27 protein-coding genes and 1 pseudogene are annotated in these 25284 nt (G+C 74.2%); 5 read left to right on the plus strand and 23 right to left on the minus strand.

The features are described 5' to 3' along the window. Positions 1-62 precede the first annotated feature (62 nt). The 3 genes from ACFQPP_RS10895 to ACFQPP_RS10905 are packed head-to-tail and all read right to left on the minus strand — an operon-like array spanning position 63 to position 3234. Positions 63-1430, minus strand: a complete 1368-nt coding sequence (locus tag ACFQPP_RS10895; protein ID WP_376916609.1) for an FAD-dependent oxidoreductase — start codon at positions 1428-1430, stop codon at positions 63-65. A gap of 41 nt (positions 1431-1471) precedes the next feature. Continuing rightward, positions 1472-2479, minus strand: coding sequence for a polyprenyl synthetase family protein (locus ACFQPP_RS10900; RefSeq protein ID WP_376916610.1), 1008 nt, complete (start codon positions 2477-2479; stop codon positions 1472-1474). After that, entirely contained in the window at positions 2476-3234 is a 759-nt protein-coding gene (locus ACFQPP_RS10905; RefSeq protein ID WP_376916790.1) for a class I SAM-dependent methyltransferase, read from the minus strand. The genes ACFQPP_RS10900 and ACFQPP_RS10905 overlap by 4 nt, the downstream gene beginning before the upstream one ends. A gap of 70 nt (positions 3235-3304) precedes the next feature. Between ACFQPP_RS10905 and ACFQPP_RS10910 the strand changes: the two genes are divergently transcribed. Further along, positions 3305-4552, plus strand: a complete 1248-nt coding sequence (locus ACFQPP_RS10910) for an isochorismate synthase MenF (protein WP_376916611.1) — start codon at positions 3305-3307, stop codon at positions 4550-4552. A gap of 185 nt (positions 4553-4737) precedes the next feature. Here ACFQPP_RS10910 and ACFQPP_RS10915 read toward each other — a convergent pair whose 3' ends face one another. The 5 genes and pseudogenes from ACFQPP_RS10915 to ACFQPP_RS10935 form a co-directional block, all read right to left on the minus strand. Further along, positions 4738-5316 (minus strand): hypothetical protein, encoded by a 579-nt coding sequence (locus tag ACFQPP_RS10915; protein WP_376916612.1) that lies wholly within the window; start codon positions 5314-5316, stop codon positions 4738-4740. Then, the gene (locus ACFQPP_RS10920) at positions 5313-5570 is read right to left on the minus strand and encodes a DUF1272 domain-containing protein (protein ID WP_376916613.1); all 258 of its coding nucleotides are present in this window, start codon (positions 5568-5570) and stop codon (positions 5313-5315) included. The genes ACFQPP_RS10915 and ACFQPP_RS10920 overlap by 4 nt, the downstream gene beginning before the upstream one ends. Positions 5571-5815: 245 nt before the next feature. After that, positions 5816-6646: pseudogene (locus ACFQPP_RS10925) on the minus strand (PPK2 family polyphosphate kinase); the annotation flags it as partial. Positions 6647-6688: 42 nt separating this feature from the next. Then, positions 6689-8308, minus strand: a complete 1620-nt coding sequence (gene menD / locus ACFQPP_RS10930) for a 2-succinyl-5-enolpyruvyl-6-hydroxy-3-cyclohexene-1-carboxylic-acid synthase (RefSeq protein ID WP_376916614.1) — start codon at positions 8306-8308, stop codon at positions 6689-6691. Then, on the minus strand, positions 8301-8771 hold the full coding sequence (locus tag ACFQPP_RS10935; protein ID WP_376916615.1) for a PLD nuclease N-terminal domain-containing protein: 471 nt from the start codon (positions 8769-8771) through the stop codon (positions 8301-8303). The genes menD and ACFQPP_RS10935 overlap by 8 nt, the downstream gene beginning before the upstream one ends. A 65-nt stretch (positions 8772-8836) precedes the next feature. Between ACFQPP_RS10935 and ACFQPP_RS10940 the strand changes: the two genes are divergently transcribed. Next, on the plus strand, positions 8837-9238 hold the full coding sequence (locus tag ACFQPP_RS10940; protein WP_376916616.1) for a DUF4229 domain-containing protein: 402 nt from the start codon (positions 8837-8839) through the stop codon (positions 9236-9238). Positions 9239-9250: 12 nt separating this feature from the next. On the opposite strand, the gene ACFQPP_RS10945 is transcribed toward ACFQPP_RS10940, so the two are convergent. From ACFQPP_RS10945 to ACFQPP_RS10980, 8 genes are all read right to left on the minus strand, one after another. Then, positions 9251-10249: a 1,4-dihydroxy-2-naphthoate polyprenyltransferase gene (locus ACFQPP_RS10945; protein WP_376916617.1), complete on the minus strand. Its 999-nt coding sequence runs from the start codon at positions 10247-10249 to the stop codon at positions 9251-9253. A 69-nt stretch (positions 10250-10318) separates the two neighbouring features. After that, positions 10319-11347, minus strand: coding sequence for an AMP-binding protein (locus ACFQPP_RS10950; protein ID WP_376916618.1), 1029 nt, complete (start codon positions 11345-11347; stop codon positions 10319-10321). Between the two features lie 22 nt (positions 11348-11369). Then, positions 11370-12275: a 1,4-dihydroxy-2-naphthoyl-CoA synthase gene (locus ACFQPP_RS10955; RefSeq protein ID WP_376916619.1), complete on the minus strand. Its 906-nt coding sequence runs from the start codon at positions 12273-12275 to the stop codon at positions 11370-11372. A gap of 46 nt (positions 12276-12321) precedes the next feature. Further along, positions 12322-13422, minus strand: coding sequence for a hypothetical protein (locus ACFQPP_RS10960; RefSeq protein WP_376916620.1), 1101 nt, complete (start codon positions 13420-13422; stop codon positions 12322-12324). Beyond that, the gene (locus tag ACFQPP_RS10965) at positions 13419-14588 is read right to left on the minus strand and encodes a hypothetical protein (RefSeq protein WP_376916621.1); all 1170 of its coding nucleotides are present in this window, start codon (positions 14586-14588) and stop codon (positions 13419-13421) included. The genes ACFQPP_RS10960 and ACFQPP_RS10965 overlap by 4 nt, the downstream gene beginning before the upstream one ends. Then, positions 14585-15733 carry a hypothetical protein gene (locus tag ACFQPP_RS10970; RefSeq protein ID WP_376916622.1) on the minus strand — a complete coding sequence of 383 codons (1149 nt, stop codon included), beginning with the start codon at positions 15731-15733 and terminating at the stop codon, positions 14585-14587. Before ACFQPP_RS10970 ends, ACFQPP_RS10965 begins: the two co-directional genes overlap by 4 nt. Before the next feature lie 221 nt (positions 15734-15954). Continuing rightward, positions 15955-16287: a hypothetical protein gene (locus ACFQPP_RS10975; protein WP_376916623.1), complete on the minus strand. Its 333-nt coding sequence runs from the start codon at positions 16285-16287 to the stop codon at positions 15955-15957. Beyond that, positions 16284-16631, minus strand: a complete 348-nt coding sequence (locus tag ACFQPP_RS10980) for a hypothetical protein (protein WP_376916625.1) — start codon at positions 16629-16631, stop codon at positions 16284-16286. Before ACFQPP_RS10980 ends, ACFQPP_RS10975 begins: the two co-directional genes overlap by 4 nt. Before the next feature lie 122 nt (positions 16632-16753). On the opposite strand from ACFQPP_RS10980, the gene ACFQPP_RS10985 reads away from it, so the two are divergent. Further along, complete coding sequence (locus ACFQPP_RS10985; protein WP_376916626.1) at positions 16754-17737, plus strand: o-succinylbenzoate synthase; 984 nt, start codon at positions 16754-16756, stop codon at positions 17735-17737. 30 nt (positions 17738-17767) lie between these two features. On the opposite strand, the gene ccsB is transcribed toward ACFQPP_RS10985, so the two are convergent. The 7 genes from ccsB to ACFQPP_RS11020 form a co-directional block, all read right to left on the minus strand. Further along, a complete protein-coding gene (ccsB, locus tag ACFQPP_RS10990) occupies positions 17768-18706 on the minus strand; it encodes a c-type cytochrome biogenesis protein CcsB (RefSeq protein WP_376916628.1) in 939 nt (312 codons plus the stop codon). A gap of 9 nt (positions 18707-18715) precedes the next feature. Further along, on the minus strand, positions 18716-20410 hold the full coding sequence (locus ACFQPP_RS10995) for a cytochrome c biogenesis protein ResB (RefSeq protein WP_376916629.1): 1695 nt from the start codon (positions 20408-20410) through the stop codon (positions 18716-18718). Further along, complete coding sequence (locus tag ACFQPP_RS11000) at positions 20391-21116, minus strand: cytochrome c biogenesis CcdA family protein (protein WP_376916630.1); 726 nt, start codon at positions 21114-21116, stop codon at positions 20391-20393. Before ACFQPP_RS11000 ends, ACFQPP_RS10995 begins: the two co-directional genes overlap by 20 nt. Further along, positions 21113-21703 carry a TlpA family protein disulfide reductase gene (locus ACFQPP_RS11005; protein WP_376916631.1) on the minus strand — a complete coding sequence of 197 codons (591 nt, stop codon included), beginning with the start codon at positions 21701-21703 and terminating at the stop codon, positions 21113-21115. The genes ACFQPP_RS11000 and ACFQPP_RS11005 overlap by 4 nt, the downstream gene beginning before the upstream one ends. Next, entirely contained in the window at positions 21703-22338 is a 636-nt protein-coding gene (locus ACFQPP_RS11010; RefSeq protein WP_376916633.1) for a histidine phosphatase family protein, read from the minus strand. The genes ACFQPP_RS11005 and ACFQPP_RS11010 overlap by 1 nt, the downstream gene beginning before the upstream one ends. 54 nt (positions 22339-22392) lie before the next feature. Then, entirely contained in the window at positions 22393-22929 is a 537-nt protein-coding gene (locus tag ACFQPP_RS11015; protein ID WP_376916634.1) for a GIY-YIG nuclease family protein, read from the minus strand. A 113-nt stretch (positions 22930-23042) separates the two neighbouring features. Further along, positions 23043-23369, minus strand: coding sequence for a biopolymer transporter Tol (locus ACFQPP_RS11020; RefSeq protein ID WP_376916635.1), 327 nt, complete (start codon positions 23367-23369; stop codon positions 23043-23045). 87 nt (positions 23370-23456) lie between these two features. On the opposite strand from ACFQPP_RS11020, the gene aspS reads away from it, so the two are divergent. Together aspS and ACFQPP_RS11030 are read left to right on the plus strand one after the other, a co-directional pair. Beyond that, positions 23457-24758 carry an aspartate--tRNA(Asn) ligase gene (gene aspS / locus ACFQPP_RS11025; RefSeq protein WP_376916636.1) on the plus strand — a complete coding sequence of 434 codons (1302 nt, stop codon included), beginning with the start codon at positions 23457-23459 and terminating at the stop codon, positions 24756-24758. Positions 24759-24778: 20 nt separating this feature from the next. Further along, positions 24779-25270 (plus strand): hypothetical protein, encoded by a 492-nt coding sequence (locus ACFQPP_RS11030; protein ID WP_376916637.1) that lies wholly within the window; start codon positions 24779-24781, stop codon positions 25268-25270. The last annotated feature ends 14 nt before the right edge of the window (positions 25271-25284 follow it).

Consider the following 25284-nt stretch of genomic DNA (forward strand, 5'->3'; position numbering starts at 1 on the left):
GCCGCGCGCGACGCGACGCGGCCCCGCGTGCATCGCGCACGCGGGGCCGAGCCGTCTGCCCGCTAGCGTCCGGCGTGCTCGGCGGCTCGCGAGATCGCGATCATGTCGTCGCGCGGCACGACCTTGATGCGCGCGCGCCCGTGCGGCTCGCCGAGCCCCATCTCGTGCTCGTCGAGCCGGATCCAGCCCGCGATGTCGGTCCAGTCGACGCCGCGCTCGGCGAGCAGCGCCGGGATCGCCTCGGGGCTCGCGTCCTCGGGCGTCCACCACGACAGCTCGTCGGCGAGCAGGTGCTCGACCGTCTCCTTCGCGTCCGACTTCGTGTGCCCGATGAGGCCCACGGGCCCGCGCTTGATCCAACCCGTCGCGTACACGCCCGGCAGCGGGCGGTGGCCGTCCATCACGCGGCCCGCCTCGTTCGGGATGACGCCGCGCAGCTCGTCGAACGGCACGCCGTGCAGCGGCGACGAGAAGTAGCCGACGGCGCGGTACACCGCCTGCACGGGCACGTCGCGCAGCTCGCCCGTGCCCTCGATGCCGCCCGCGCCATCCGGGCGGGTGCGCTCGATGCGCAGCGCCGTCACGCCGTCGTCGCCGACGATCTCGACCGGACGCGACCAGAAGTGCAGGTGGAGGCGACGCGACGCCGCGCCCGTCTCGCGCTGCCGCCACTGCTCGAGCACGCGCGAGATGACGAGGATCTGCTTGTTGGCCTTGCGGGCCTCCTCGTCGGGGTCGACGCCGAAGTCCTCGTCGTACAGCACCATGTCGACGTCGCGCAGCTCGCCGAGCTCGCGCAGCTCGAGCGGCGTGAACTTCACCTCGAGCGGGCCGCGGCGACCGAAGACGTGCACGTCGGTGACAGGCGACGCCTCGAGGCCCTCGACGACGTTCGCGGGCACCTCCGTGGGGAGGAGGTCCTCGGGATGCTTCGCGAGCATGCGGGCGACGTCGAGCGCGACGTTGCCGACGCCGAGCACCGCGATGCCCTCGGCCTCGAGCGGCCACGTGCGCGGCACGTCGGGGTGCCCGTCGAACCACGACACGAAGTCGGCGGCGCCGTAGGAGCCCGGCAGGTCGACGCCCGGGATGTCGAGCGGAGCGTCCTTGATGGCGCCGGTCGCGAAGATGACCGCGTGGTAGTGCCGCCTCAGGTCGTCGATCGTGACGTCCTCGCCGAAGCGCACGTTGCCGAACAGGCGCACGACGCCCGACTCGAGCACCTCGCGCAGCGCCGAGATGATGCCCTTGATGCGCGGATGATCGGGAGCGACGCCGTAGCGCACGAGCCCGTACGGGGCGGGCAGCTGCTCGAAGAGGTCGATCGCCACCTCGCCGCCGCGCTCGGCGACGGCCTTCTTCAGGATGTCGGCGGCGTAGATGCCGGCGGGGCCTGCGCCGACGACGGCGACTCTCAGTGCATCGGGCACGGTGGTCCTCTCGTGGCACGCGCCGCACGGGCGCGGCGGGTCTAGCTGGTGCGGGTGACGAGCGAGGCGGCGAACGCGTCGAGCGCGTCGCGCACGGGGCCGGCGGGCAACGCCGTGAGCGCCTCGTGGGCGCCGGAGCGCCACCGCTCGGCCTCGTCGAGCGTGTCGAGCGTCGCCGGGTGCTCGCGCAGCCGGGCGACGGCGTCGGGGAAGTCGTCGCCCTTGCGCTCGATGTCGGCGAGCAGCGCCGCGGCACCCGCATCCGACTCGGCGGCCGCGCGCAGGCGCAGCAGCGGCAGCGTGATGACGCCCGTGCGCAGGTCGGTGCCCGCGACCTTGCCGGTCTCGGGCGACGACGACAGGTCGAGCACGTCGTCGACGAGCTGGAACGCGACGCCGATGCGCTCGCCGAAGTCGCGCAGCGGCTGACGGTAGGCGGGGTCGGCGTTCGCGACGAGCGCGCCGAGCTCGGCGGCGGAGGCGATGAGCGAGCCCGTCTTGTCCGCCAGCACGCGGATGTAGTGCTCGACGGGGTCGACGCTCTGCGGCCCGATCGTCTCGTGCAGCTGGCCGAGGCACATGCGCTCGAACGTGTGCGCGTGGATCGCGGCGAACTCCGAGCCGAGGGTCGCGCCGACGGCGCCCGCGCGCGCGAACAGCAGGTCGCCGGCGAGGATCGCGACGGAGTTCGTCCACACCTCGTGCACCGCGGGCACGCCGCGGCGCATCGACGCGCGGTCCATGACGTCGTCGTGGTACAGGCTCGCGAGGTGCGTGATCTCGACGACCTCCGCCGCCGACACGACCTCGTCGGTGACGCCGTCGCCGAGCTGCGCCGTGAGCATGAGCAGCATGGGGCGCGTGCGCTTGCCGCCCGCATCCTTCAGGTACCGCGTCATCGAGTCGGCCACCGGATCGGTGAGGGCGACGTCGCGGTCGAGGGCGATCTCGACGCGGCGCAGGCCGTCCTCCAGCGCGGCGACGAGATCGCGCTGGGGACCTGCGGCCTCGTCGAGGGAGATCCCGAGCGAGGCGGCGAGACCGCTCACGCGGTCGTCTCCTCGGTCGTGGCGCGGTCGACGGTCGCCATGCGCATCGTCTGCTCCGTGGGCTTGCGGCCGCGGTGCAGAGCGACCGCGCCCATCGTGAGGTCGCGGTGCGCGACGCGCGTGAAGCCGGCGCCGCGGATCCACCGCGAGAGGGTCTGCTGGTCGGGCCACGCCTCGATCGACTCGACGAGGTAGCGGTACGAGTCGGGGTTCGAGGATGCGAGCCTGCCGATGGCGGGCACGGTGCGGATGAACGCCTTGTGGCCTGCGCGCGCGATCGCGAGCGGCGGCTTCGACGCCTCGCAGATGACGAGGCGCCCGCCGGGCTTCAGCACGCGGAAGAACTCGGTGAGCGCGGCCCGAGGATCCTGCACGTTGCGGAAGCCGAACGAGATCGTCACGGCGTCGAACGTGTCGTCGTCGAACGGCAGCTGCTGCGCGTCGCCGTAGACGAACTCGATCTCGGGGTACCGCCTGCGGCCCTCCTCGATCATGCCGCGGCTGAAGTCGAGCGCCGTGACGAGCGCGCCCGCCTTCGCCATCGGCGCCGACGACGTGCCGGTGCCCGCTGCGACGTCGAGGATGCGCTCGCCCGGCTGCGGCGCGACGGCACGCGTCATCTGCAGCCGCCAGAGCCGGTCGTTGCCGAGCGTGAACAACCCGTTCATGAGGTCGTATCGCTTCGCCGTCGCGTCGAACATCCCCGCGACCTCGCTCGGGTCCTTGCCCAGGTCCGCTGCCCCCACGCCCCCCATCCTACGGTGGCGCGCATCCCGCTCGTCCGGCCTGTCCACGCCGGGGCGCCGCGAGCGTAGGCTGGGTGCCGTGCGGACCCAGCGACGACTGCGCGTCGTGACGACGCGCGCCGCTCCCGGTCGACTCATCGCCCATGCGGACGCCGCGTCGCCGCTCGCGTTCGTGCGGTCGGGCGACGGGCTCGTCGGCGTGGGCGAGGCGGTGCGCATCATCGTGTCCGGAGCCGACCGCATCGCGGATGCCGCAGCCGCGTGGGACGCGCTCGTCGCCGACGCCGACGTCACCGACGAGGTCGGCGCGCACGGCTCGGGCCTCGTCGCCTTCGGGGCGTTCGCGTTCGCCGACGACTCCGCAGCCGAGAGCGTGCTCATCGTGCCTCGCGTCGTGCACGGGCGGCGCGGCGACGACGCGTGGACGACGCGCATCGCCGTCGACGACGAGCCGCTGCCCGAGCCGCTGCCGAAGCGCGAGGTCGACGACGTCCGCGTCACGCTGTCGCCCGGCGCCATCGGGCCCGAGCGGTACGAGGCCATCGTGGCGGCCGGCGTCGAGGCCATCCGCGCCGGCGAGCTCGAGAAGGTGGTGCTCGCTCGCGACCTCGTGGGCACCCTGCCCCAGGGCGCCGACCTGCGCAGCGCCCTGCTCGGCCTGCGTCGCCGCTACCCCGACGCGATCACGTACGCGGTCGACGGCCTGCTGGGCGCGAGCCCCGAGATGCTGGTCGCCGCCCGCGACGGCCGCTGCTTCACGCGCGTGCTCGCGGGCACCGCACCGCGCGGCGCGACGCCGGAGCTCGACGGCGAGGCGGCCGAGGCGCTCGCCGTGCACCCGAAGGACGTCGGCGAGCATCGCCTCGCCGCCGAGTCCGCGCTCGAGTCGCTGCGACCCATCAGCCACGACCTCGCCACGAGCGGGCCGTATCCCCTGCGCCTGCCGAACCTGTGGCATCTCGCGACCGACATCACCGGCACGCTCGACGGCTCGCTGCTCGACGCCCTGCGCGCCCTGCACCCCACGGCGGCCGTCGCAGGCACGCCGCGCGCCGAGGCGCTCGCCCGCATCGCGGCGCTCGAGGGCATCGATCGCGGCCGCTACGCGGGCCCCGTGGGATGGCTCGACGCGTCGGGCGGCGGCGAGTGGGCGATCGCCCTGCGCGGCGCGCAGGTCGCGGCCGACGGCTCGATCCGCGCGTTCGCGGGGGCGGGCATCGTCGCCGAGTCGGTGCCCGCCGACGAGCTCGCCGAGACGGCGATCAAGCTGCGGCCCATCGTCGACGCGTTCGGCGATCCCCTCCCCCCGCGTCCCGTGCTCGAGTAGCGCGCGGTCTGCGTCTCGCAGGCGATCCGGGGTGGCGGAGGGACGATGCATCTCCGATCCCCGCGATCGCCTGCGAGCCGGAACGACGGGTGTGCGTCTCGCAGGCGATCCGGGCACCCGAGGGAGGGAACCCCTCCGCTGCCGGGATCGCCCGCGAGACGCGGATCCGCCGCGGCGTGGGCGCGTCAGGCGCGGTGGGCCGGATGCGGGCAGACCGACGCGGGTGGGCGCTCGTACGAGACGCCGACGAACGTGTCGCCCGGACGCATCCGCGCGAGGATCGCCGGATCCGGCTCGGGCGCCCAGCGCGGCGTCGCCGGGGGCGGCGACGAGCCGGGCATGGGGCCGGTGCCGCGATGCCACTCGGAGCGGCCCACGGTCGTCGGAGCGTGCGACACCACGGCGTCGTGCAGCGTGACGAGGAAGCCGCCGAGCGCGTGGTCGAGGCAGAGGTCCCACCACCGGTCGTTCGTCGAGGCGACGGGCTCGAGCACCTCCGAGCCGCGCACGATCGAGCCGCTCGTGCGGGTGCGCCGGACGTCCTGCAGCACCGCCTCGATGCTCGCGACGCGGCCCGCGACGCCGATCGCCGGATGGCCGTACCCCCACAGCCGGTCCGGCGACATGTGGAGGTCGACGGCACGGTCGTCGAGCTGCGGCGTCGTCGCGTCGGGCGCGCAGGCGAGCCAGTCGAGGTCGTCGCCCACGGTCACGACCGCCGCCTCGTCGCCGAGCTCCCAGTCGACGACCCAGATCGTCGTCACGAGGCGGGCTCGAGGACGAGCCGATCGGCGCAGCCCGGCGCGACGATGCGCGTCGACGACGGCGGGGACGCGACGAGCAGGTGCGCGGGACGGATGGGCCGGCGCACGAGCTCGCCGCCGCAGTTCGGGCACTCGCGGGCCATGCGCTCGGCGCACGCCTCGCACCACGTGCACTCGAACGTGCAGATGAAGGCGATCGACTCGGGCGGGAGGTCGACGTCGCAGCACTCGCACCCCGGCCGCAGCTCGAGCATCAGCGCTCGGACCCGGTCGTCGCCGCGCGCTTCGAACCCTCGGGCGCCGTCGCGCCCTTCGACGCCTGCTTCGCCTTCGACCTCTTCGGACCCTGCGTCGCCTTCGACCCCTTCGACGCCTCGGACGCCTTCGACCCCTTCGACGCCTTGGACGCCTTCGACCCCTTCGAGCCCTTCGACCTCCCACCCTTCGCCGCACCCGACGCGGCGGCCGCCGCCAGCACGTCCTTCGGGATGCCGCCGAGGGCGACGAGCCGCTCGCGCTCGGCGGCGACGTCGTAGTCGGCCGCCGGCCACTGCGGGTCGATCGCCTCGAGCGCCTCGATGAGCAGCTCCTGCACCGCGAGCCGCGCGTACCACTTGCGGTCGGCGGGCACGACGTGCCACGGGGCCGCGGCGCGGGCCGTGCGGTCGATCGCGATCGCGTACGCGCGCTGGTACTCGTCCCACAGCATGCGCTCGTCGACGTCGCCCGGGTTGTACTTCCAGTGCTTGTCGGGCCGGTCGAGGCGCTCGAGCAGCCGCTCGCCCTGCTCGCCATAGGAGATGTGCGGCATGACCTTCACGAGGTGGATGCCCTGCTCGGCGAGCTGCTGCTCGAACTCCACGATGCGGCCGTAGCGGGCCTCGACGACCTCGGGCCGCGAGAGGCTGCGGACGCGGTGGATGAGCACCTCCTCGTAGTGCGAGCGGTCGAAGACGCCGATCTGGCCGGGCTGCGGCAGCGCACGCTCGATGCGCCAGAGGAAGTCGTGCCTGCGCTCGGCGGGCGTCGGCCGCTTGAACGACGTGATGCGCACGCCCTGCGGGTCGACGGCGCCCACGACGTGCCGCACGAGCCCGCCCTTGCCCGCGGTGTCCATGCCCTGCAGCAGCAGGAGCACGCTGCGCTCGTCGCCGGCGGCCGCCGACGCGTGCAGTCGCTCCTGCAGCTCCGCGAGATGCACGGCGCGCTCGGCGAGCATCGCCTCCCCGGCGGCCTTGTCGCCGTCGAACCCGGGGGTCGAGCGCGGATCGATCTCGGCGAGGCGGATCCCGCGCCTCGTGCGGCGGACGGCTGCGGGGATGTCGCTCATGGCGAGAGCCTAGTCAGGCGCTCGGCGCGTCGGCCCGTCGCGTCAGGGCGCCTCGGCCAGCCGCACCTCGATGACGCACGTCGCCGCGCCCGTGAGCGCCCGCTCGAGGCTCGCGCGGTCGTCGACGAGCACGTGCGGCCAGCCGTAGGCGGAGGCGAGCGCGCCGAGGTCGACGGTCTGCGGGGTGCGCTGCACGCGCGCGAAGTCGCTCGGCTCGGCCGTGCCCGCGACCTCGAGGTCGTCGAAGATCGTGCCGCCGCCGTCGTTGCCGACGACGAGCTGCAGGCGAGGGCGCGGCTCGTCGCCCGGCAGGTGCAGGCCGCCCGCGTCGTGCAGCAGCGTCAGGTCGCCCATGAGCGCGCGCGTGACGCCGCGCCCGCCCGCTCGGTCGTGCGCGAGCGCGACGCCGATCGCCGTCGACACCGTGCCGTCGATGCCCGCGAGGCCGCGGTTGGCGTGCACGGTTATGGGCTTGCCGCGCACGGTGCGGTCGACGACGCGGATGAGACGTGATGCCCCCAGCACCAGCCGGTCGTGCGGCCACGTGTGCTCCCAGAGCGCCGACGCGAGCATCGACCGCGTCACGGGCCGCCGAGCATCCTCCAGCACGGCCCGCGCGTAGTGGTCGCGCGCCAGCTCGGCGCCCGGGATGGGCGCCACCTGGGCGTCGAGGATGCGGCGCGACGCCTGCACCCATCGGCCGACCCATGCGCGCGCCCACTCGCCTGGCTCGCCCTCGGCGACGAGATCGCCCTCGACGACGCGGCCGCGCACGTTCTCGAGCCCTCGGCGCCCCGCGACGACCACCTCGACGTCCTGGCGGCGCACGAGCGCCGTCACGAGGCGGGTGAGCGTGGGGTGGCCGACGACGACGACGCGGCGCACGTCGTCGACGAGGTCGGCGGCGAGCACCTCCGGCATGACGAGGTTCGGCCCGAACCGCGCGTTCGACGAGGGCTCGGCGAGCAGCGGCGCCGCGAGCGCGATCGCGAGGTCGGACGCGGCGGGCCCCGCGTCGGCACCCGCCACCACGACCGTGCCGGGCTCGACGGCGATCGGATGCGTGGGCCGCTGCACCGCGACGACGGGCTCGACCGCCGTGTGCACGTGCGTGTCGCCGCCCGAGAGCGGGTCGCGCAGCGCGACGTTCAGCTGCACGGGCCCCGGCTCGCGCGCACCGTCGGCGCCGAGCGCCTCCGTCACGGCGCGCACCGCGTCGGCCTCGGGTGTCGCATCCGCATCGGCGAGGGCCTCGAGCACCACGCGGGCGGCATGGGCGAAGATGCCGGGCTGCGTCGTCGTCTGGTTCGAACGGATGCCGAGCAGCTCGGGCGGGCGGTCGGCCGTGATCGCGACGAGCGGCACGTCGGCGTGGTGCGCCTCGAGCATCGCCGGATGCAGCTCGGCGACGGCCGTGCCGCTCGTCACGACGATCGCCACCGCCGCGCGCGTCTCACGCGCGAGCCCCACGGCGAGGAACCCCGCCGTGCGCTCGTCGATGCGCACGTGCAGCACGATCCGCCCCTCGCGAGCGAGGCGGGCGGCTGCGAGCGCGAGGGCCTGCGACCGCGAGCCCGGGCACACGACGACGTCGCGCACGCCGGCATCGGCGAGCGCGGCGAGCAGTCTGTCGGCGTAGGCGGCTGCAGCGCCGTCAGCCACGGCGCGAGTCGTCGTCGTCGCGGTCGTCTGCGCTCGGCAGCGTGCGGTCGGCGGTCGGCGTCGCGTCGTCGGGCGCCTCGATCGGCTCGGCCGCGTCGGTGCCTGCGACCTCGGGCTCGCCGTGGCGGCCGCGGTCGGCGGCCTCCTCGTCGTCGAGCGCCGCGAGCTGCTGCTCGAGCTCGGCGATGCGCCGATCGGACTCGTCGGCGCTCACCCACGTGCCCATCTGGGTGCGGAACTCCTTGGCGTCCTCCGGGCCCTGCGGCGGCGCCGCCGACCTGGGCGCCTTGCCCCACAGCAGCCAGCCGAGCGGGCCCACCACCGGCACCAGCACGATGAGCACGGCCCACAGCACGCGGTTGAGCCTGCGGATGCGGCGATCGTCGGTGATCGTGAGGTCGACGATCGCATACACCGCCATCGCGACGGCCAGGATGCCGCCGATGATGTAGAAGCGCGCCATGGCCACATGCTACGCGTCGACGCCATGCGCATCGCCTGGTTCCGCCGCGCGCGTACGCTGGAGAGGTGCGCGCCATCCTCGTCTACGCCCTGCTGCGGGCGGCGCTGTTCGTCGCGCCCTTCGCGATCCTCGTCGCCGCCCAGGTCGAGTGGTACGTGGCGCTCGTCATCGCGCTGCTGTTCGCCTTCGCGGCCAGCTACGTCTTCCTGCGCAGGTTCAAGGAGTCCGCGGTCGCCGAGATCGCCAGGATGCGCGGCGAGCGCGGCGAGCGCGCCGACGAGGACGCCGAGGACGAGGCGCTCGACGGCGAGCGCGCGACCGACGATCGAGACGCCGCCGCGTCGGACGACAGCCTCGCCGACGCGAACGCCGTCGACGGCACGACGTCGACGACGCAGGTCGACCCCGACGTCGTCACCGACGCGCAGGCGGACGCCGACGCATCCCGCGACCGCGACGACCGCTGACGCCCGCGGGCCTCAGGAGGCGAAGCCCGTGATGCCGCCCCACAGGGCGACGGCGGTGCCGAGGCCGTAGAGCAGCGTCGCGAGCGACGTGAGCCCGAGGGCCGTCACGTAGTCGCGCGTCGTGCGCGCCATGGCCACGATGACGACCGCGGGCAGCGCGACGACGAGCGTCAGCAGCACGAACGGGCCGTACGCGAGCGCGAGCGCGTAGATCGCGAGGATGCCGAACGGCACGAGCATGAGGATGCCGTAGAGCACCTTCGCTGCGACGCGGCCGATCAGCGTGGGGATGGTGCGCTTGCCTGCCGCACGATCGGAGTCGACGTCGCGGAGGTTGTTGACGAGCATGAGCGCCGCGGCGAAGCAGCCCATGGCCGCGCTCAGCACGAGCGAGTCCTCGGTCCACCTGCCGATGGTCGCGACGACCGTGCCGTTGACCGCGACGACGCCGAAGATGAGGAAGGCCACGAGCTCGCCGAGGCCGTAGTAGCCGTAGGGGCGCGGGCCCCCGGTGTACAGCCACGCGAGCGCGACGCACGCCGCACCGACGAGCAGCAGCCACCACTGCTGCGACACGACCGCGAGCGCGAGGCCCGCCGCGGCGCCGAGCCCCAGCAGCACGATGGCGACCGTGCGCACGCGGCGCGGGTCGACCGACGTCGAGCTCGTGATGCGCGGCGGCCCCTGCCGCTCGCGATCGGTGCCGCGCACGCCGTCGGAGTAGTCGTTGGCGACGTTGACGCCCATCTGCAGCAGCAGCGCGACGCCGAGGCTCAGCAGCGCGATCGCCAGGTGGTAGCCCTCGGCCGCGTATGCGGCGCCGACGCCGACGGCGACGGGTGCGATGGCCATGGGCAGGGTGCGCGGGCGCGTCGCCGCGACCCAGTCGCCGAACGTCGGCGGCCGCTTCGCCTGCCGCACGCCCGTGCCTCGCCTGGCCGGGTTGCCGGAGCGCACGCGAGCGCGCTCATCCTGCCTGCGCCCGCCCGGGGCCTGCCTCGTCTTCGCCACCCGTCGAGCGTACCCGCGGCCTCCTGGCGCCCGGTCCGCACGCGTCGGCGCGGGACGCGCGGCGATGCGTCAGCGCGTCGGGCGGGGCGCCGAGGGCGTCGAGCGCCACCACGCCGTGCGGCGCTGTCGCATGCGGTTCGCGACAAGGCGCGCGAGGCGCTTGCGGTCGGGCTTGCCCGTGTGGGTCGTCGGGATGACCGACACCGTGACCACGTGGTTCGGACGTGCGGGCTTGCCGAGCGCGTGCTGCACGGCCTGCCGGATCTCGGCGAGGTCGGGGCGCAGCGTCGTCACGACGACGGGCACCTCGCCCCACTCGGCGTCGGGGCCTGCGACGACCACGGCATCCGGCGCGAAGACCTGCACGACGTGCTCGACCGCTGCGAGCGACACGTTGACGCCGCCGGAGACGATGACGTCGTCGATGCGGCCCGAGACCTGCAGCTGGCCGCCGATGAGCGAGCCCGCGTCGCCGGTGCGGAACCAGCGCGTGCCGCGTGCATCCTCGACGAAGCGCCGCGCCGTCAGCTCGGCGTCGGTGTAGCCGTCTGCCAGGTGCGGACCCGAGATCTCGATCTGGTCGGTGAGCCGCACCTTCGTGAGCCCGAGCGGCCTGCCGTCCCACACGCAGCCGCCGCACGTCTCGGTCATGCCGTAGGTGCGCGTCACCTTCCACCCGAGGCGAGCCGCGCGCTCGATGAGGCCGATGGGGGCGCGCTGCCCGCCGAGCAGGATGCGGTCGAGCCTGCGGATGGGCGCGATGAACGAGCGGTCGAGCTGCGCCGCGTCGACGAGGCGTGCGAGCTGCGTGGGCACGAGCGACGTGTAGCGGCGGTCGTGCTCGAGCGACTCGACGGCCGTGACGAACGCCTCGGCCGTGAACGACCCCTCGGTGCGCACGAGCGGCGCGCCGGAGGGCTCGTTGCGCCAGAGCACGTTGCGACCCGCGATGAACGACTCCGGCAGCGAGAGCACCCACTGCCCCGCACCGCCGAGCGCCTCGTTGGCGGCCTCGGTCGATGCCGCGATCGCCTCGTCGGAGAGCACGACCTGCTTCGGCACGCCCGAGGTGCCGCTCGTGGCGACGATCTCGGGCATCAGCTGCCCCTCGAGCGGCGCATCAGAACGCCCACGGGAAGGGCGACCAGTCGGGGTCGCGCTTCTCGAGGAAGGAGTCGCGACCCTCGACGGCCTCGTCGGTGCCGTACGCGAGACGCGTGGCCTCGCCTGCGAAGAGCTGCTGCCCGACGAGCCCGTCGTCGACCGCGTTGAAGGCGTACTTGAGCATGCGGATGGCCGTGGGGCTCTTGCCGAGGATCTCGCGAGCCCACTCGATCGCCGTCGCCTCGAGCTCGGCATGCGGCACGGACGCGTTGATCGCGCCAGCGGCGAGCGCGCGGTCGGCCGAGTACTCGCGGGCGAGGAAGAAGACCTCGCGCGCGAACTTCTGCCCCGTCTGCCGCGCCATGTACGCCGAGCCGTAGCCCGCGTCGAACGAGCCGACGTCGGCGTCGGTCTGCTTGAACCGCGCGTGCTCGGCGCTGGCGATCGTGAGGTCGCACACGACGTGCAGCGAGTGCCCGCCGCCGGCGGCCCATCCGGGCACGACGGCGATGACGACCTTCGGCATGAAGCGGATGAGGCGCTGCACCTCGAGGATGTGCAGGCGCCCGGCGCGCGCAGGATCGATCGACGCGGCGGAGTCGCCCTCGGCGTAGCGGTAGCCGTCGCGGCCGCGGATGCGCTGATCGCCGCCGGAGCAGAAGGCCCAGCCGCCGTCCTTCGGGCTCGGCCCGTTGCCCGTGAGCAGCACGACGCCCACCCTCGAGTCGACGCGAGCGGCCTCGAGCGCGCGGTAGAGCTCGTCGACCGTGGAGGGCCGGAAGGCGTTGCGCACCTCGGGCCGATCGAAGGCGATGCGTGCGATGCGGCCGTCGTGCGAGCGATGCGCGGTGATGTCGGCGAAGCCCGCGGACTCGGGCGAGACCACCCACTCGCTCGGATCGAAGAGCTCGGAGACGGTCACGCATCCACCCTACGCCGAGGGTCCGTCACGGCTCGCCGAGCGGCCCTCACATGCCGGGCTCGACGATGGCCACGAGCTCGTAGTCGTCGAGGTCGTCGTCGTACACGACGTCGACCCGCAGGCGCACGCGGTCGAAGGGGGCGCCGCCGACGCGGCGCACGTCGAGCCCGACCCCCACCGAGTCGTCCCTCGTGAAGGAGATGAAGCCGTCGTCGAGCGCCTCCCAGCGCTGGCCCTCCCCGAGCGGCTCGACGGGCGGGCAGCCGACGCCGCCCGCCGTCGCGCAGCCCTCGACGTACGCGACCCCGGCCTCGCGGATCTCGGCGCGCAGCGCGTCGTCGATCGTGACGCCGCCGATCCAGTAGGCGCCGTCCGCCCTGACGGCGAGCTCGGTGCTCGACGTCCCGAGCTGTGCGGGCAGCACGAGGTCGAGCGCGTACTGCCCCGGGTACAGCCACACGGGGTCGACGCCGAGCTCGACGTCGGGCAGCGGCGCGCCGCCGACGGCCTCGACGTCGGCGAGGCTCACGAGCAGCGGCGACGCGACGGCGAGCCCCACGTCGATGCGCCACGCGCCCTCGCGTGCGAGCTCGATGCGCATGGGGGCGCTCGAGCCGAAGGTGGGCAGCGCGACGCTGCACGTGACCGTGGCGCGGTCGTCGTCGACGCGAGGCTCCGCGCAGTCGATGGTGGGCGACGACGAGGGGTCGGCGGCGCCGAGCAGCGCGATCTCGGCGTAGCCGGGGTCGGGCCGCGCGAGCGCGGTGGCGGCCGCGAGGTCGCCCGACTCGATGGCGCCGACGTACTCGGCGACCACGCGCTCGAGCTGGGCGAGGCTGCCCGCCTCGGCCTCGCGCTGCACCGCGGGCACCACGACGAAGGCGGCGGCCACGAGGGCCGCTCCTGCGACGAAGGCCGCGACGGGATCGCGGGCGATCGCCAGGATGCGTCCGGCTGGGCCGCGGCGCGCGGCGGGGTCGTCCGCAGGCGCGTCGCGGGCTGCGCCGTGCGCGACCGCCGCATCGGCGTCGGCATCGCGCATCGCCGCACGCGCGTCGGCCTCGCGCGCCTCGTCGTCGGCGCGAGCGCGTCGGCGCTGCACCTCGTCGTCGGAGGGCATCGAGAAGTCCGGCATGCGCGCGGTCACGGCGCACCATCCTCGCGCATCGCGACCTCCGCGATCGCGCCGGCATCGGAGAAGCGCACCTCGACCTCGACGCGCGGGCGCAGCGGCGAGCCCGTGCCCTCGACGACGAGCACGACGACGAGCGAGTCGTCGTCGCTCGGCAGCACCTCGCCGGAGGGCACCGCCGACACGTCGGCGGCCGACGCAGGCGGCACGAGCGCATCGCACCGCGCGCCGGCCTCCTCGCCTGCGAGGCAGGCCTCGAGCCACGCCTCGCCGAACGCCGCGACCTCGTCGAGCAGGGCCTCGCTCGCCTGCGGCCACGCGTCGAGCCAGCCGCCGCCGCCACCGCCGACCGCGAGCACGCCCGAGCCCTCGACCTGCACGAGCTCGGGGGCCACGGTCTCGACGGCGTAGCCGCCAGGCAGCAGCCAGCAGGGCTCGTCGAGCATCGACCCGTCGACCGGCGTGCCACCGACCGTGACGACGTCGAGCAGCCACGTCCAGAGGGAGACCCGCTCGGCCAGGCCGACGTCGATGCGCCAGGAGCCCTCGACGCGCTCGAGCCGCAGCTGCTGCATCTCGTCGGCGAGCGCCACCCCCTGCACGGCGACGTCGCAGCGCGCGCTCGCCACGTCGCGATCGCGCTCGCTGATCTCGGCGGGCGCGCACACGACGACCGGAGGCGTCGTGGGCGCGACGCCCGCGTCGAGCAGCGAGCGCGACGCCGCGTCGCCGTCGGGCTCGTGCAGCGCCATGGCGCCCGCGACGTCGCCCTCCTGGACGGCGGCGACGTAGTCGTCGACGAGCCGCTGCAGCTGCTGCGTCGAGCCCGCTGCGACGGGCGAGGCGAGCGCCGGGCCCGCGACGAGCACGCCGGCGACGAGCGCCGCCCCCGCCGCGAACGCGACGAGCGGATGCCGCGTCGCCTGCGCGATGCGTCGTCGCGCGGAGTCGAGGCGCGGCGTGCGCCGCCGGGGCACGCCGCCCCGCGCGAGTCGCCGCGGCGTGCGGCGGCCACGCCTCGCGCCCGTGGCGGCGTCGCGCGCGGCGTCCGGCGCGTCGAGCCCGAGCCGCGCGCGCATCGCGGTCGTCGGATCGGCCGCGAGTGCGCGCTCCGCTGCTCGACGCTCGGCCGCGACCTCGTCGTCGGTGGGCAGCGCGAAGTCCGGCATCGGCTCGCTCACGGCTCCCCCCACCGCAGCACCGAGCGCACCACCATCTCCCACGTCGCCCCGTCGTCGGCGAGGAGCACCTCGACCTCGACGATCGGCGCATCCGCGTCGCCGAGCCCCTCGATGCGCACGGGGACGACGTAGCCTCGGTCCGACCAGCCGTACCCGGCCTCGGCGGTCGCGGTCACGGCGCCGCGACCCTCGGGCTGCTCGAGCGTGCAGCTGGCGGCCGTCGCCGCATCGACGAGGCAGGCCTCGACGAACGCGAGCGCCGTCGCCTCCGCCTCGGCACGCGCCTCGGGCGCGAGCTGCGCGTCGACCTGCAGCCAGCCGCCGCCCCGCGTGACGACGAGACCTCCCAGGTCGCCGCCCTCGAAGAGCGTCGACGGCGCCCAGTCGACGTCGTAGCCGCCCGGCATGAGCCACTGCTGAGCGTCGACGTCGTCGGCGGCGGCGCCGCCGATCTCGCGCACCACGGCGCCCGGCATCGTCACCACGGCCATCTCGGCGAGCCCGGCGACGACGCGCCACCCGTCGTCGGCGCGCTCGAGCACGATCGTCGACGAGCCGCTCGACGCGTGCTCGACCGACATCACGGCGATCTCGCACGATGCCGTCGCACGACGCTCGCCGACGAGCGGATCGTCGCACTCCACCACGGGCGGCTCGTCGGGCGTCGCGCCCGCCTCGAGCAGCTCGAGCGATGCCTGCGACCCGGTGGGCATCCATGCCGCGCGCGCCGCCTCGACGTCGCCCGAGCGCACCGCCTCGACGTAGGCGGCGAGCACCTCGTGGGCCTCGACCGACGAGCGCTCCGCGGCCGACTCGGCCACCGCCGCGGGCACGAGCGCGAGCGCGGCGGCCAGCACGCCGCCAGCCGCGAACGCGACCGTCGGGGTGCGCACGAGCGCGGATGCGCGTGCGCGCGCCGCGGCTCGTCGCGACCTCGGCGATCGCCTCGCGGTCGCAGCGGGCAGGGATGCGTCGCCGCCGGCGGCGGGCGCGCGAGCGCCGACGCCACCCGTCTCGTCCGCATCCTCGCGCGCGGCGCTGGGCGTGGCCGACGCCGCTGCCCGTGCCGCATCCTCGGCCGCTCGCCGCTCTGCCGCGAGCTCGTCGTCGGATGGCATCGCGAAGTCCGGCATGCCATCGCTCACGGCCGCACCTCGGAGGCTGCCGCCCGCGTGCTCGACGCGCCCGCGAGATCGATCGGCCGCGCGACTGCGATGCCGATCGCGCGCCTCCCCGTCCGCCCCGCGGGCCGCCGCATGCCGCGACGCCCCGGCGCCGCGAGCGGCATCGCGAGGTCGGGCATCGGCGCGCACATGCCGCGAGTGTCGCAGATGCCGCCGACGACTCGCTGGAGCCCGAGCGCCGCCTAGAAGATGGCGAGCGAGCGCCAGACGAACGCGCTCGCCACGAGGAAGAGGATGAGCGTCGCCGCGCCGAGCGACGCACCGAGCGCCCCCGTGCGCCGGCCGTCGGGCGTCGACGACGCCAGCAGGCCGCACCCCACGCCGAGCACGCCGAGCACCGTCACCGACACGAGCACGGCGATGACGCCCGGCCGCTCGCCCGCCGCCGGCGAGAAGAGGTGCGTCACCTGCTGCAGGAAGGACACGACCTGCCCCACGACGCCGATCGGCACGACGAGGAGCGACAGCCTGCCGAGGCCCCGCGCTCGACCCCTGACGGCCTGCGCGAGCCTCACGCGCCGAGCGCGAGCGCGACGACGAGGGGCAGCAGCGGGTTCGTAAGCACGACGAGCGCGAGCGAGCCCGCACCGAGGATCACGTTCACGCGACCCCGCCGCACGAGCGCGGCCACGCCGCAGCCGACGGTGCCGAGCGTGAGCACGCCCCAGATCGGCAGGCCCATGATGACGAGGCCGGCGAGCTGCGGCGTGACGATGACCATGCCCATCGACACGAGGAAGATGATGGCGCCGAGCGCGGCACCCACCGCGGCGATGACGCCGAACACGACGCTGCGCCTGCGCTGCTGTCCCGGAGCGAGCCTGGACTCGATCACCCACGGCATCTCGGTCGTCGTCATGCGACCAGTGTGCCGTACGCGTGCGCACCGAGGCTGACGTGCAGCCGCGAGCGCGGTGGACGCCGCCCGACGTGCCGATCGCCCCATCGACGCCGACGGCGCGCTGCGCCAGGATGGGGGCGATGCTCCCGCCCATCGATGCGCTCCTCGAGTCCCTGCACGTCGTCCGGCTGCCGCTCGCGACGCGGTTCCGCGGCGTCACCGAGCGCGAGGCGGCGCTCGTGCGCGGCCCGGAGGGCTGGGGCGAGTGGAGCCCCTTCCTCGAGTACGAGCCCGCCGAGGCGTCGACCTGGCTCGCGGCGGCGATCGAGGATGCCTGGATGCCGCGCCCGCCCGCCGTGCGCGACCGCATCCGGGTGAACGCGACGATGCCCGCCGTCGGCCCGCACGAGGTCGCCGGGGTGCTCGAGCGCTACGACGGCTGCCGCACCGTGAAGGTCAAGGTCGCCGAGCGCGGGCAGACGCTCGACGACGACGTCGCGCGCGTCCGCGAGGTGCGCACGCTCCTGCCCGACGCCCGCATCCGCGTCGACGCGAACGGCGGCTGGAACGTCGACGAGGCCGAGACGGCCGTGCGCGCCCTCGAGCACCTCGACCTCGAGTACGTCGAGCAGCCGTGCGCGACGGTGCCCGAGCTCGCCGAGCTGCGCGCGCGCATCCACCGCATCGGGGTGCCCGTCGCCGCCGACGAGTCGGTGCGCAAGGCCGCCGACCCGATGGCGGTCGTCGCCGCGGGCGCCGCCGACGTGCTCGTGGTGAAGGCGCAGCCGCTCGGCGGCGTGCGCCGCGCGCTCGCGATCGTCGCCGAGGCGGGCCTGCCCGCCGTCGTCTCGAGCGCCCTCGACACCTCCGTGGGGCTCTCGCAAGGCGCCGCGCTCGCCGCGGCGCTGCCGGAGCTGCCGTTCGACTGCGGCCTCGGCACCGCCGCGCTGCTCGAGGCCGACGTCGCCGGTCCGCTCGTGCCCGTCGACGGCGCCATCGCCGTGGGCAGGCTCGTCGTCGACGAGCACCGGCTCGCATGGCATGCCGCCCCCGAGGAGCGCGAGGCGTGGTGGCGCGACCGGCTCGCCGCCGCCTACGCCGTGCTCGAGGCGGCCGAGGGCTGACGCCCGGCCGTCAGCCGGCCGAAGCGCGCGTCACTCGAGGCCCGAGTAGGTGTGCAGGCCCTTGAAGAAGACGTTGACGATCGTGAAGTTGAAGAGGATCGCCGCGAAGCCGATGAGCTGCAGCCATGCCGAGCGCGTGCCGCGCCAGCCGCGCGTCGCACGCGCGTGGATGTAGCCGGCGTAGACGACCCAGATGACGAACGTCCACACCTCCTTCGTGTCCCAGCCCCAGTAGCGACCCCAGGCCGCCTCGGCCCACACGGCGCCTGCGATGAGCGTGAACGTCCAGAAGATGAAGCCGATGACGCTGATGCGGTACGAGAGGTCCTCGAGCGTCGACGCGCCGGGCAGGCGGTCGACGTAGGCGAGTCCCGAGGCGCGCGTGCGCAGCAGCTGCAGGATGCTGAGACCCGAGCCGATCGCGAAGAAGCCCGTGCCGAGGGCGGCGACGAAGACGTGGATGACGAGCCAGTACGACTGCAGGGCGGGCGGCAGCGGCGTGGGCGAGACGTAGAAGTTCACGGTCGCGACGCCGAGGAAGAGCGTGGCGAGACCCGTGATGTAGACGCCGAGGAAGCGCAGGTCGCGCCACAGCTGCGCGAACACGAAGACGCCGACGATGATGCCGATCGACGTGAGCGCGAACTCGTACATGTTGGCCCACGGCACCCGCTCGGCCGCGATGCCGCGCAGCACCGCGCCCGCGACGTGCAGCACCCAGGCGAGCACCGTCAGCGCGAAGCCGACCCTCGCGACGTTGCGGCGACCGCTCGGCGCGGCTGCCGTCGCGGGGGCCGCCGTCGATCCTGCGGAGGCGCCGCCCGCGGCGACGAGCTCGCGCTCGCGCACCTCGGCGGGCTCTCGGCGCCGCACGACGTCGAAGGCGAAGACGATGAACGCGACGGCGTAGACGGCCATCGCCGAGTAGACGGCGAGCAGGGAGTACGAGTCCCAGGTGGCGTCGGGCATGGTCCCAGTCTACGTCCGGTCGTGGTCCGACTCGGTGGCCGGCGGCCGCGGTGACCGCTCCCCCGCGCCGCCGTCGGATGCGCCGCCCGACTGCGCCTCGGACGCCGCGGCATCCGGGTCGTCGTCGCCGCGCAGGCGCCTCGCCAGGTCGGCGACGGCACCCTCGAGCCGCGGATCCTCGCCGCGCGCGAGACCCGCGACCTCGAGCCCAGCGGGCGTCGCCTTCACCCACAGGCGCCGACGCGGGATGAGCAGGCTCGCGAGCAGTCCGGCGACGAGCGCGATCGCGCCGGCGAGGACCCAGCCCTGCGTGACGTCGCGATGCACGTCGATGACGGCGTAGCGGCGCACGTCGTCGAACGTGATGGTGCCGAGGCCGTCCGGCAGGTCGACCGTCTCGCCGGGCCCGATGAGCAGCGGGGGCTCGGGGGCGTCGCGACCGGCGACCTGCGTCATCCCCTCGGTGTCGAGCTGGTAGACCGACTGCGGCACGCCCTCGTCGAGGCCGAGATCGCCCGTGTAGACCTGCAGCGACAGCAGCGGGTTCAGCAGATCGGGGTAGTAGGAGGCGTACGCGCCGGTCTCGAGCTGCGCGGCCGAGGGGTAGAAGAAGCCCTGCAGACCCACCTGCTCTGCGAGGCCGTCCGGGATCTTCACGACGCCGAGGCTCGTCATCTGGTCGTCCTGCGCGAGGAACGGCACGATCTCGTCGAAGACGACGGTGCCATCGGCAGCGGTGATCGTGACCTGGGGCGCGTAGCCGTTGGAGATGAGGTACAGGTCGCTGCCCTGCACCTGCAGCGGCTCGTTGACGCGGATGCGCCCGGGATGCGTCTCGCCGTCCTCCGTCACCTGCACGTGCGCCGTGAAGTCGAGCGGCTGGCCGATGGCGTCGACGTTCTCGGTCTCGTACACGACGTCGAGGTCGTCGAGGTGGATGCCGAAGGCCGGCAGGTCGTCGGCCGTGACCCACTGCCCCGTGTTCAGGGTGTCGAGGCTCGCCCCCGCGAGCGAGAAGCCCTCGCCCTCGACGACGAGGCGCTGGCTCTGGAAGCCGAAGCCGCTGCCTGCGACGATCGCGACGACGATGACGACGATCGAGGCGTGGAAGACGAGGTTGCCCGTCTCGCGCAGGTACCCGCGCTCGGCCGACACCGAGTCGCCGTAGCGCTCGGTGCGGTACCCGAGGCGCTTCAGGACGGCCTCGGCGCGCGCGACGTCGGCGGCGTCGCCGGGCACCGTCTGGAAGCCCACGAGCCTCGACAGCCGCGCCGGCGTCCGCGGCGGGCGCGCGCGCATCGCCGCCCAGTGGTGGCGCATGCGCGGGATGACGCAGCCGACGAGCGACACGAGGAGCAGGATCGTGATGGCCGAGAACCACGGGCTCGTGTACACGTCGTGCAGCTGCAGCGCGTCGTACAGCCACACGAGGTCGGGGTTGGCGTCGCGCACGGCGATGACGCCGTTCGGGTCGCTCGATCGCTGCGGCACGAGGCTGCCGGGCACCGCCGCGAGCGCCAGCATGAGCAGCAGCACGATCGCGGTGCGCATGCTCGTGAGCTGCCGCCACGCGAAGCGCAGCCAGCCCACGGGGCCGAGGCGCGGGCCGCCAGGGGCGTCGGTCGCCGGCGCGGCGTCGACGTGGTCGGACGGCCGCAGCGGGTCGACGCCCGCGTCGGCGCGATCAGAGGACCGTGACGACATCGCCCACCCATCCCTGGAAGAGGTCGGACACCCGGATCCACAGGCCCGAGAGCATGAGGAGGCCGAGCGCGATGAGCACCGCGCCGCCCACGAGGTTCACGGCGCGGATGTGCCTGCGCACCCATCCGACGGCTCGAGACGCCCATCCGAAGCCGAGCGTGATGACGAGGAACGGGATGCCGAGGCCCAGCGAGTAGACGAGGCCGAGCAGCGCCGCCTGCCACGCAGTGCCCGAATCGAGCGCGAGCACGCTGATGGCCGCGAACGTCGGGCCGATGCACGGCGTCCAGCCGACGGCGAACACGATGCCGACGAGGGGCGCCGCCCACATGCCGCCCGAGCGCACCTGACGCGGCTTCCACACCTTCTGCAGCACCGTCAGCTGCCCGACGAACACGAGGCCCATGACGACGAGCACGCCGCCGAGCACCCGCATGAGCACGTCGCGGTAGCGCAGCAGGAACTCGGCGGACGCACCGACGACGAACGTGCCGAGCACGAAGACGAGGGTGAAGCCCGCGACGAACAGCGCGACGCCGAGCAGCATCCGGCGGCGCGAGTCCTGACCGCCGGCGATCGACGAGACGAGACCGAGGTAGCCGGGCACGAGCGGCAGCACGCACGGTGACGCGAAGGCGATGACGCCGGCCAGCAGCGCGATGGGCAGGCCGAGCAGCAGCTGGCCCTGCAGGATCGGGTCGGTCATCCGAGCTCGTCGTCGAGGATCGTCGAGAGGATGCTCGCGTCGGGCAGCGCGCCCGTGATGCGCGCGGCGATCGTGCCGTCGGCGGCGATGACGAGCGTCGTCGGCACCGCGGTGGGCGTGATGGTGCCCGCATGCACGAACTCGTACTGCACGGTGCCGGAGTCGGCGTCGAGGATCGACTCGTACGGGATGCCGAAGCGCTCGTCGAACGCCTCCGCCTGCGCCGCGCCGTCGCGCACGTTGACGCCGATGAACGTCACGTCGCCCTCGTGCTCGGTCGCGAGGTCGGCGAGCATCGGCGCCTCGACGCGGCACGGCGGGCACGCGGCGTACCAGAAGTTCACGACCATGACCTCGCCCGCATGGTCGTCGGACGACCACTCGTCGCCGCTCGACAGCGTGCCGCCGAAGCTCGGCGCCTGCTGCCGCTCGCTCGCGGGGAACTCCTCGACGGCACCGCTGCCGGAGATGTAGCCCGTGTCGCCCTGGTTGGCGACGCCGTCGCCGGACGCGCAGCCCGCGAGCGCGACGATCGCGGCCGCGGCCATCGCGGCCATGGCGCTGCGGACGGTCGAGGACGTGCGCATCACACCGCTCCCAGGTCGATGGCGTCGATCGACGCCGCGGGGTCGGCGTAGCCGACCTCGGTCAGGCGACCGCCGACGCGCTCGAACGTCGTGATCGACGAGAGCGCGCATCGGCGGGCGCGGGGGTCGTGCCAGAGCCGCTGGCCCGCGAGGTGCCGGTGGGTGATCCAGATGGGCGCCTGGTGGCTGACGAGCACGACGTCGCCCTCGTCGCCCGACTCGGCGACCTCGTCGAGCGCATCCGTCATCGCCGCCTCGACGCGGGCGGCGATCGCCCGGTACGGCTCGCCCCACGTGGGCAGGAAGGGGTTCCACACGAGTCGCAGCATCGCGGGGTCGCGCATGGCGCGGATCGTGGCGAGCGCCTTGCCCTCGAACGCGTTCGTCGGCTCGATGATGCGGTGCTCGGTGCGCAGGTCGACGCCGGCGCGCTCGACCCACGGCGCCGCCGACTGCTGCGCGCGCTCGAGCGGACTCGCGTAGACGCGGGCGACGGGGCGGTCGAGGCTCTCGGCCGCCATCGCCGCCATGCGGTGGCCGCGCTCGGTGAGCGGGTAGCCGGGGAGGCGTCCGTAGAGGATGCGCTCGGGGTTGTCGACCTCGCCGTGGCGCACGAGATGCAGGCGAGCGGGCATGGCCGCCATGGTACCGAGCGCACCTATGCCTTCCGACCGGCGCGTGCCGCCGCGTCAGCCGCGCAGCGCGAGCGCCTCGCTGCGCCACCGCGCGTGCAGCGCCCACGGGTCGCGGCCGCCGGCGACGACGTCGACGTGGGCGCGCACGGCGTCGTCGAGGTGGAACCACTCGGTGCGGCCGATGCGGGATGCGGCGAGCTCGACGTGCCTGCGATGCTCGAGCTCGCGATCGCCGCGCTCGAGGGCCACGAGCTCCTGATGCCAGATGGCCCCGAGCCGCTGCCGCAGGTTGGCGGTCGTGCCGATCTTCACGCGGTCGTCGAAGCGCAGGTAGTAGACGACGTCGACGCGCGGTGGCGCGAGGTCGGCGTCCGGCAGCTCGCCGTGCACCCACTCGCACGCCGCGCACACGACGCCGTCGGCGAGGCGCACGCCCACGCGGGAGGCGCACACGAGGCACGGATGCGGCAGCACCGCCTCGCGCGGCGTCGAGTCGGCGGCGAGGGCGAGGTGGTGCGCGCACAGCGCGACGAGCGCCTCGGCCTCCGCGGGCTCGTCGCAGTCGGGCACGAGGCACGCGGATGCGGTCATGCTGCGACGGTAGGCGCGACCGCCGACGCGCGCGGCGAGGCGACCGGGCCCGGCCGTCGACCGTGCGTCGGGCTCGACACCCGCGTCACCGCGCGCCGGCGCGCACCGGCGCGTCAGCCGAGGCGGTCGAGCTCGCGGATGGCGTCGCGCGCCCGCGCCAGCCGGTCGGCCTCGGGCTCGTCCCACCAGCGAGGTCCGCGTTCGCCGAGGCCGTGCTTCGCGAGGTCGACGCGGCGCCTGGCCGCCGCGATCGCGCGCTCGTCGCCCGCCGCCTTCCCCGCGCGGACCGCAGACCGCCCCCTGCCGAGGTGCGAGCGCAGCGCCGCCTGCACGTCCTCGGGCAGCGCCGGGTCGGTGCGCCGCCATCGACGTCCGTCGATGACGAGCCACCGCTCGGCGTCGGTCACAGCCGAGTCGGCATCCGCATCCGCATCCGTCATGCCGTCAGCATGCGCGACGCACGTCGCGGATGCGAGGGGTGGACGCGGCAGCGACGAACCCCCTCGCCGCGCCCGTAGGCTGTACGGGTGACTGCACGTACGCTCATCGCCGACCTCTCCGCCCACGACGCCGGACCGGTCAAGGTCCAGGGATGGGTCGAGACCGTGCGCGACCAGAAGCGGGTGCAGTTCGTCATCCTCCGCGACGAGTCGGGCTCGGCCCAGCTCGTGAACCCGGTGAACGACGACACCGCCGACACCGCGGCCACCATCTCGGCCCTCATGCACGGCTCGTTCGTCACCGTCGAGGGCGAGCTCAAGCACGACGAGCGCGTCAAGCTCGGCGGCCTCGAGGTGAAGGTGGCCTCGCTCACGGTCGAGACCGTCGCGATCGACTCCCCCATCGACGCCGAGACCGGCATCGACAAGCGCCTCGACCACCGCATGCTCGACCTGCGCCGCCCCGAGGCGCAGCTGATCTTCCGCGTGCAGACCGCCATCGAGCACGCGTTCCGCACCCGCTGGATCGACGAGGGCTTCATCGAGATCCACACGCCGAAGCTCATGGCGTCGGCGTCGGAGTCGCGCGCCGAGCTCTTCGAGGTGCCCTACTTCGAGACGACGGCGTACCTCGCGCAGTCGCCGCAGTTCTTCAAGCAGATGGCGCAGGGCGCGGGCTTCGGCAGGATCTTCGAGATCGCCCCGGCCTTCCGCGCCGACCCGTCGTTCACGTCGCGGCACGCGACCGAGTTCACGTCGGTCGATGCGGAGCTGTCGTGGATCGACAGCCACGAGGACGTCATGGCGCACCACGAGGCGCTGCTGACCGACGCGATCACGGCGGTCGTCGAGCGCTACGGCGACCAGGTGCGCGAGGCGTTCGGCATCGAGCTGCAGGTGCCCACGCTGCCGTTCCCGCGCATCAGCCACGCCGAGGCGAAGGCCATCGTCGAGGCTCGCGGCCACACGATCGAGCGAGCGGACGGCGACCTCGACCCCGAGGCGGAGCGCCAGGTGAGCGCCCACGTCGCCGAGACCCTCGGCCACGACTTCGTGTTCGTCACCGACTACCCCGACACGGTGCGGCCGTTCTACCACATGCGTCACGGCGAGGGTCTGACGAACTCGTACGATCTGCTCTACAAGGGCGTCGAGATCGCGACGGGCGCGCAGCGCGAGCACCGCGTCGAGGTGCTCGAGGAGCAGGCGCGCTCGAAGGGCATGGAGCCCGCCGAGCTCGAGTCCTACCTCGACTTCTTCCGCTACGGCGTGCCCCCGCACGGCGGCTTCGGCATGGGGCTCGCGCGCGTCGTGATGCTCATGCTCGGCCTCCCGTCGATCCGCGAGACCACGTACCTGTTCCGCGGCCCGACGCGCCTCGAGCCCTGACGCGTGCCGCGCGCATCCGCATGACGACGCCAGAGCAGCACGATCGGCACGAGGTCGCGCCCGGCGCGGTCGGCGGCCCGCCGCCGCAGTCGTACCCGCGCCCCGAGACGGGTGCCATCGCGTGGTGGATCGGCTTCCTGTACCTGATCCCGGTGCCGATCGTGTCGCAGCTCGCGTCATGGATCGCGCCGGTCGTGACGCACGTGCGGATGCGCCGGCTCGGCGGCCTGCCCGCCGAGGTGTCGCGGCACGCGGCGAACTGGCAGCTGACGGTCGCGGCGATCACGATCGGCGGTCTGCTGCTGCTCGTGCTGCCCGGCGGCCTCGTGAGCGCGACGACCGGCGACCGCGAGGGCATCGTCGCGCTCGTGGCGGTCGGCGTCTGGTTCGCGCTCATCTCGGTCGCGGGCATCGCGACGGTCGTGCACATGGTGCTCGGCGGCATGAAGGCCGGCCGCGGCGAGGTGCACCGTCCGTGGGGCGCCATCGCGTTCTTCAAGCCCGTCGCCTGAGCGGTCGCGCCCTC

The sequence above is a fragment of the Agrococcus sp. GCM10030265 genome (genome assembly GCF_042666675.1).
Classification (GTDB): Bacteria; Actinomycetota; Actinomycetes; order Actinomycetales; family Microbacteriaceae; genus Agrococcus.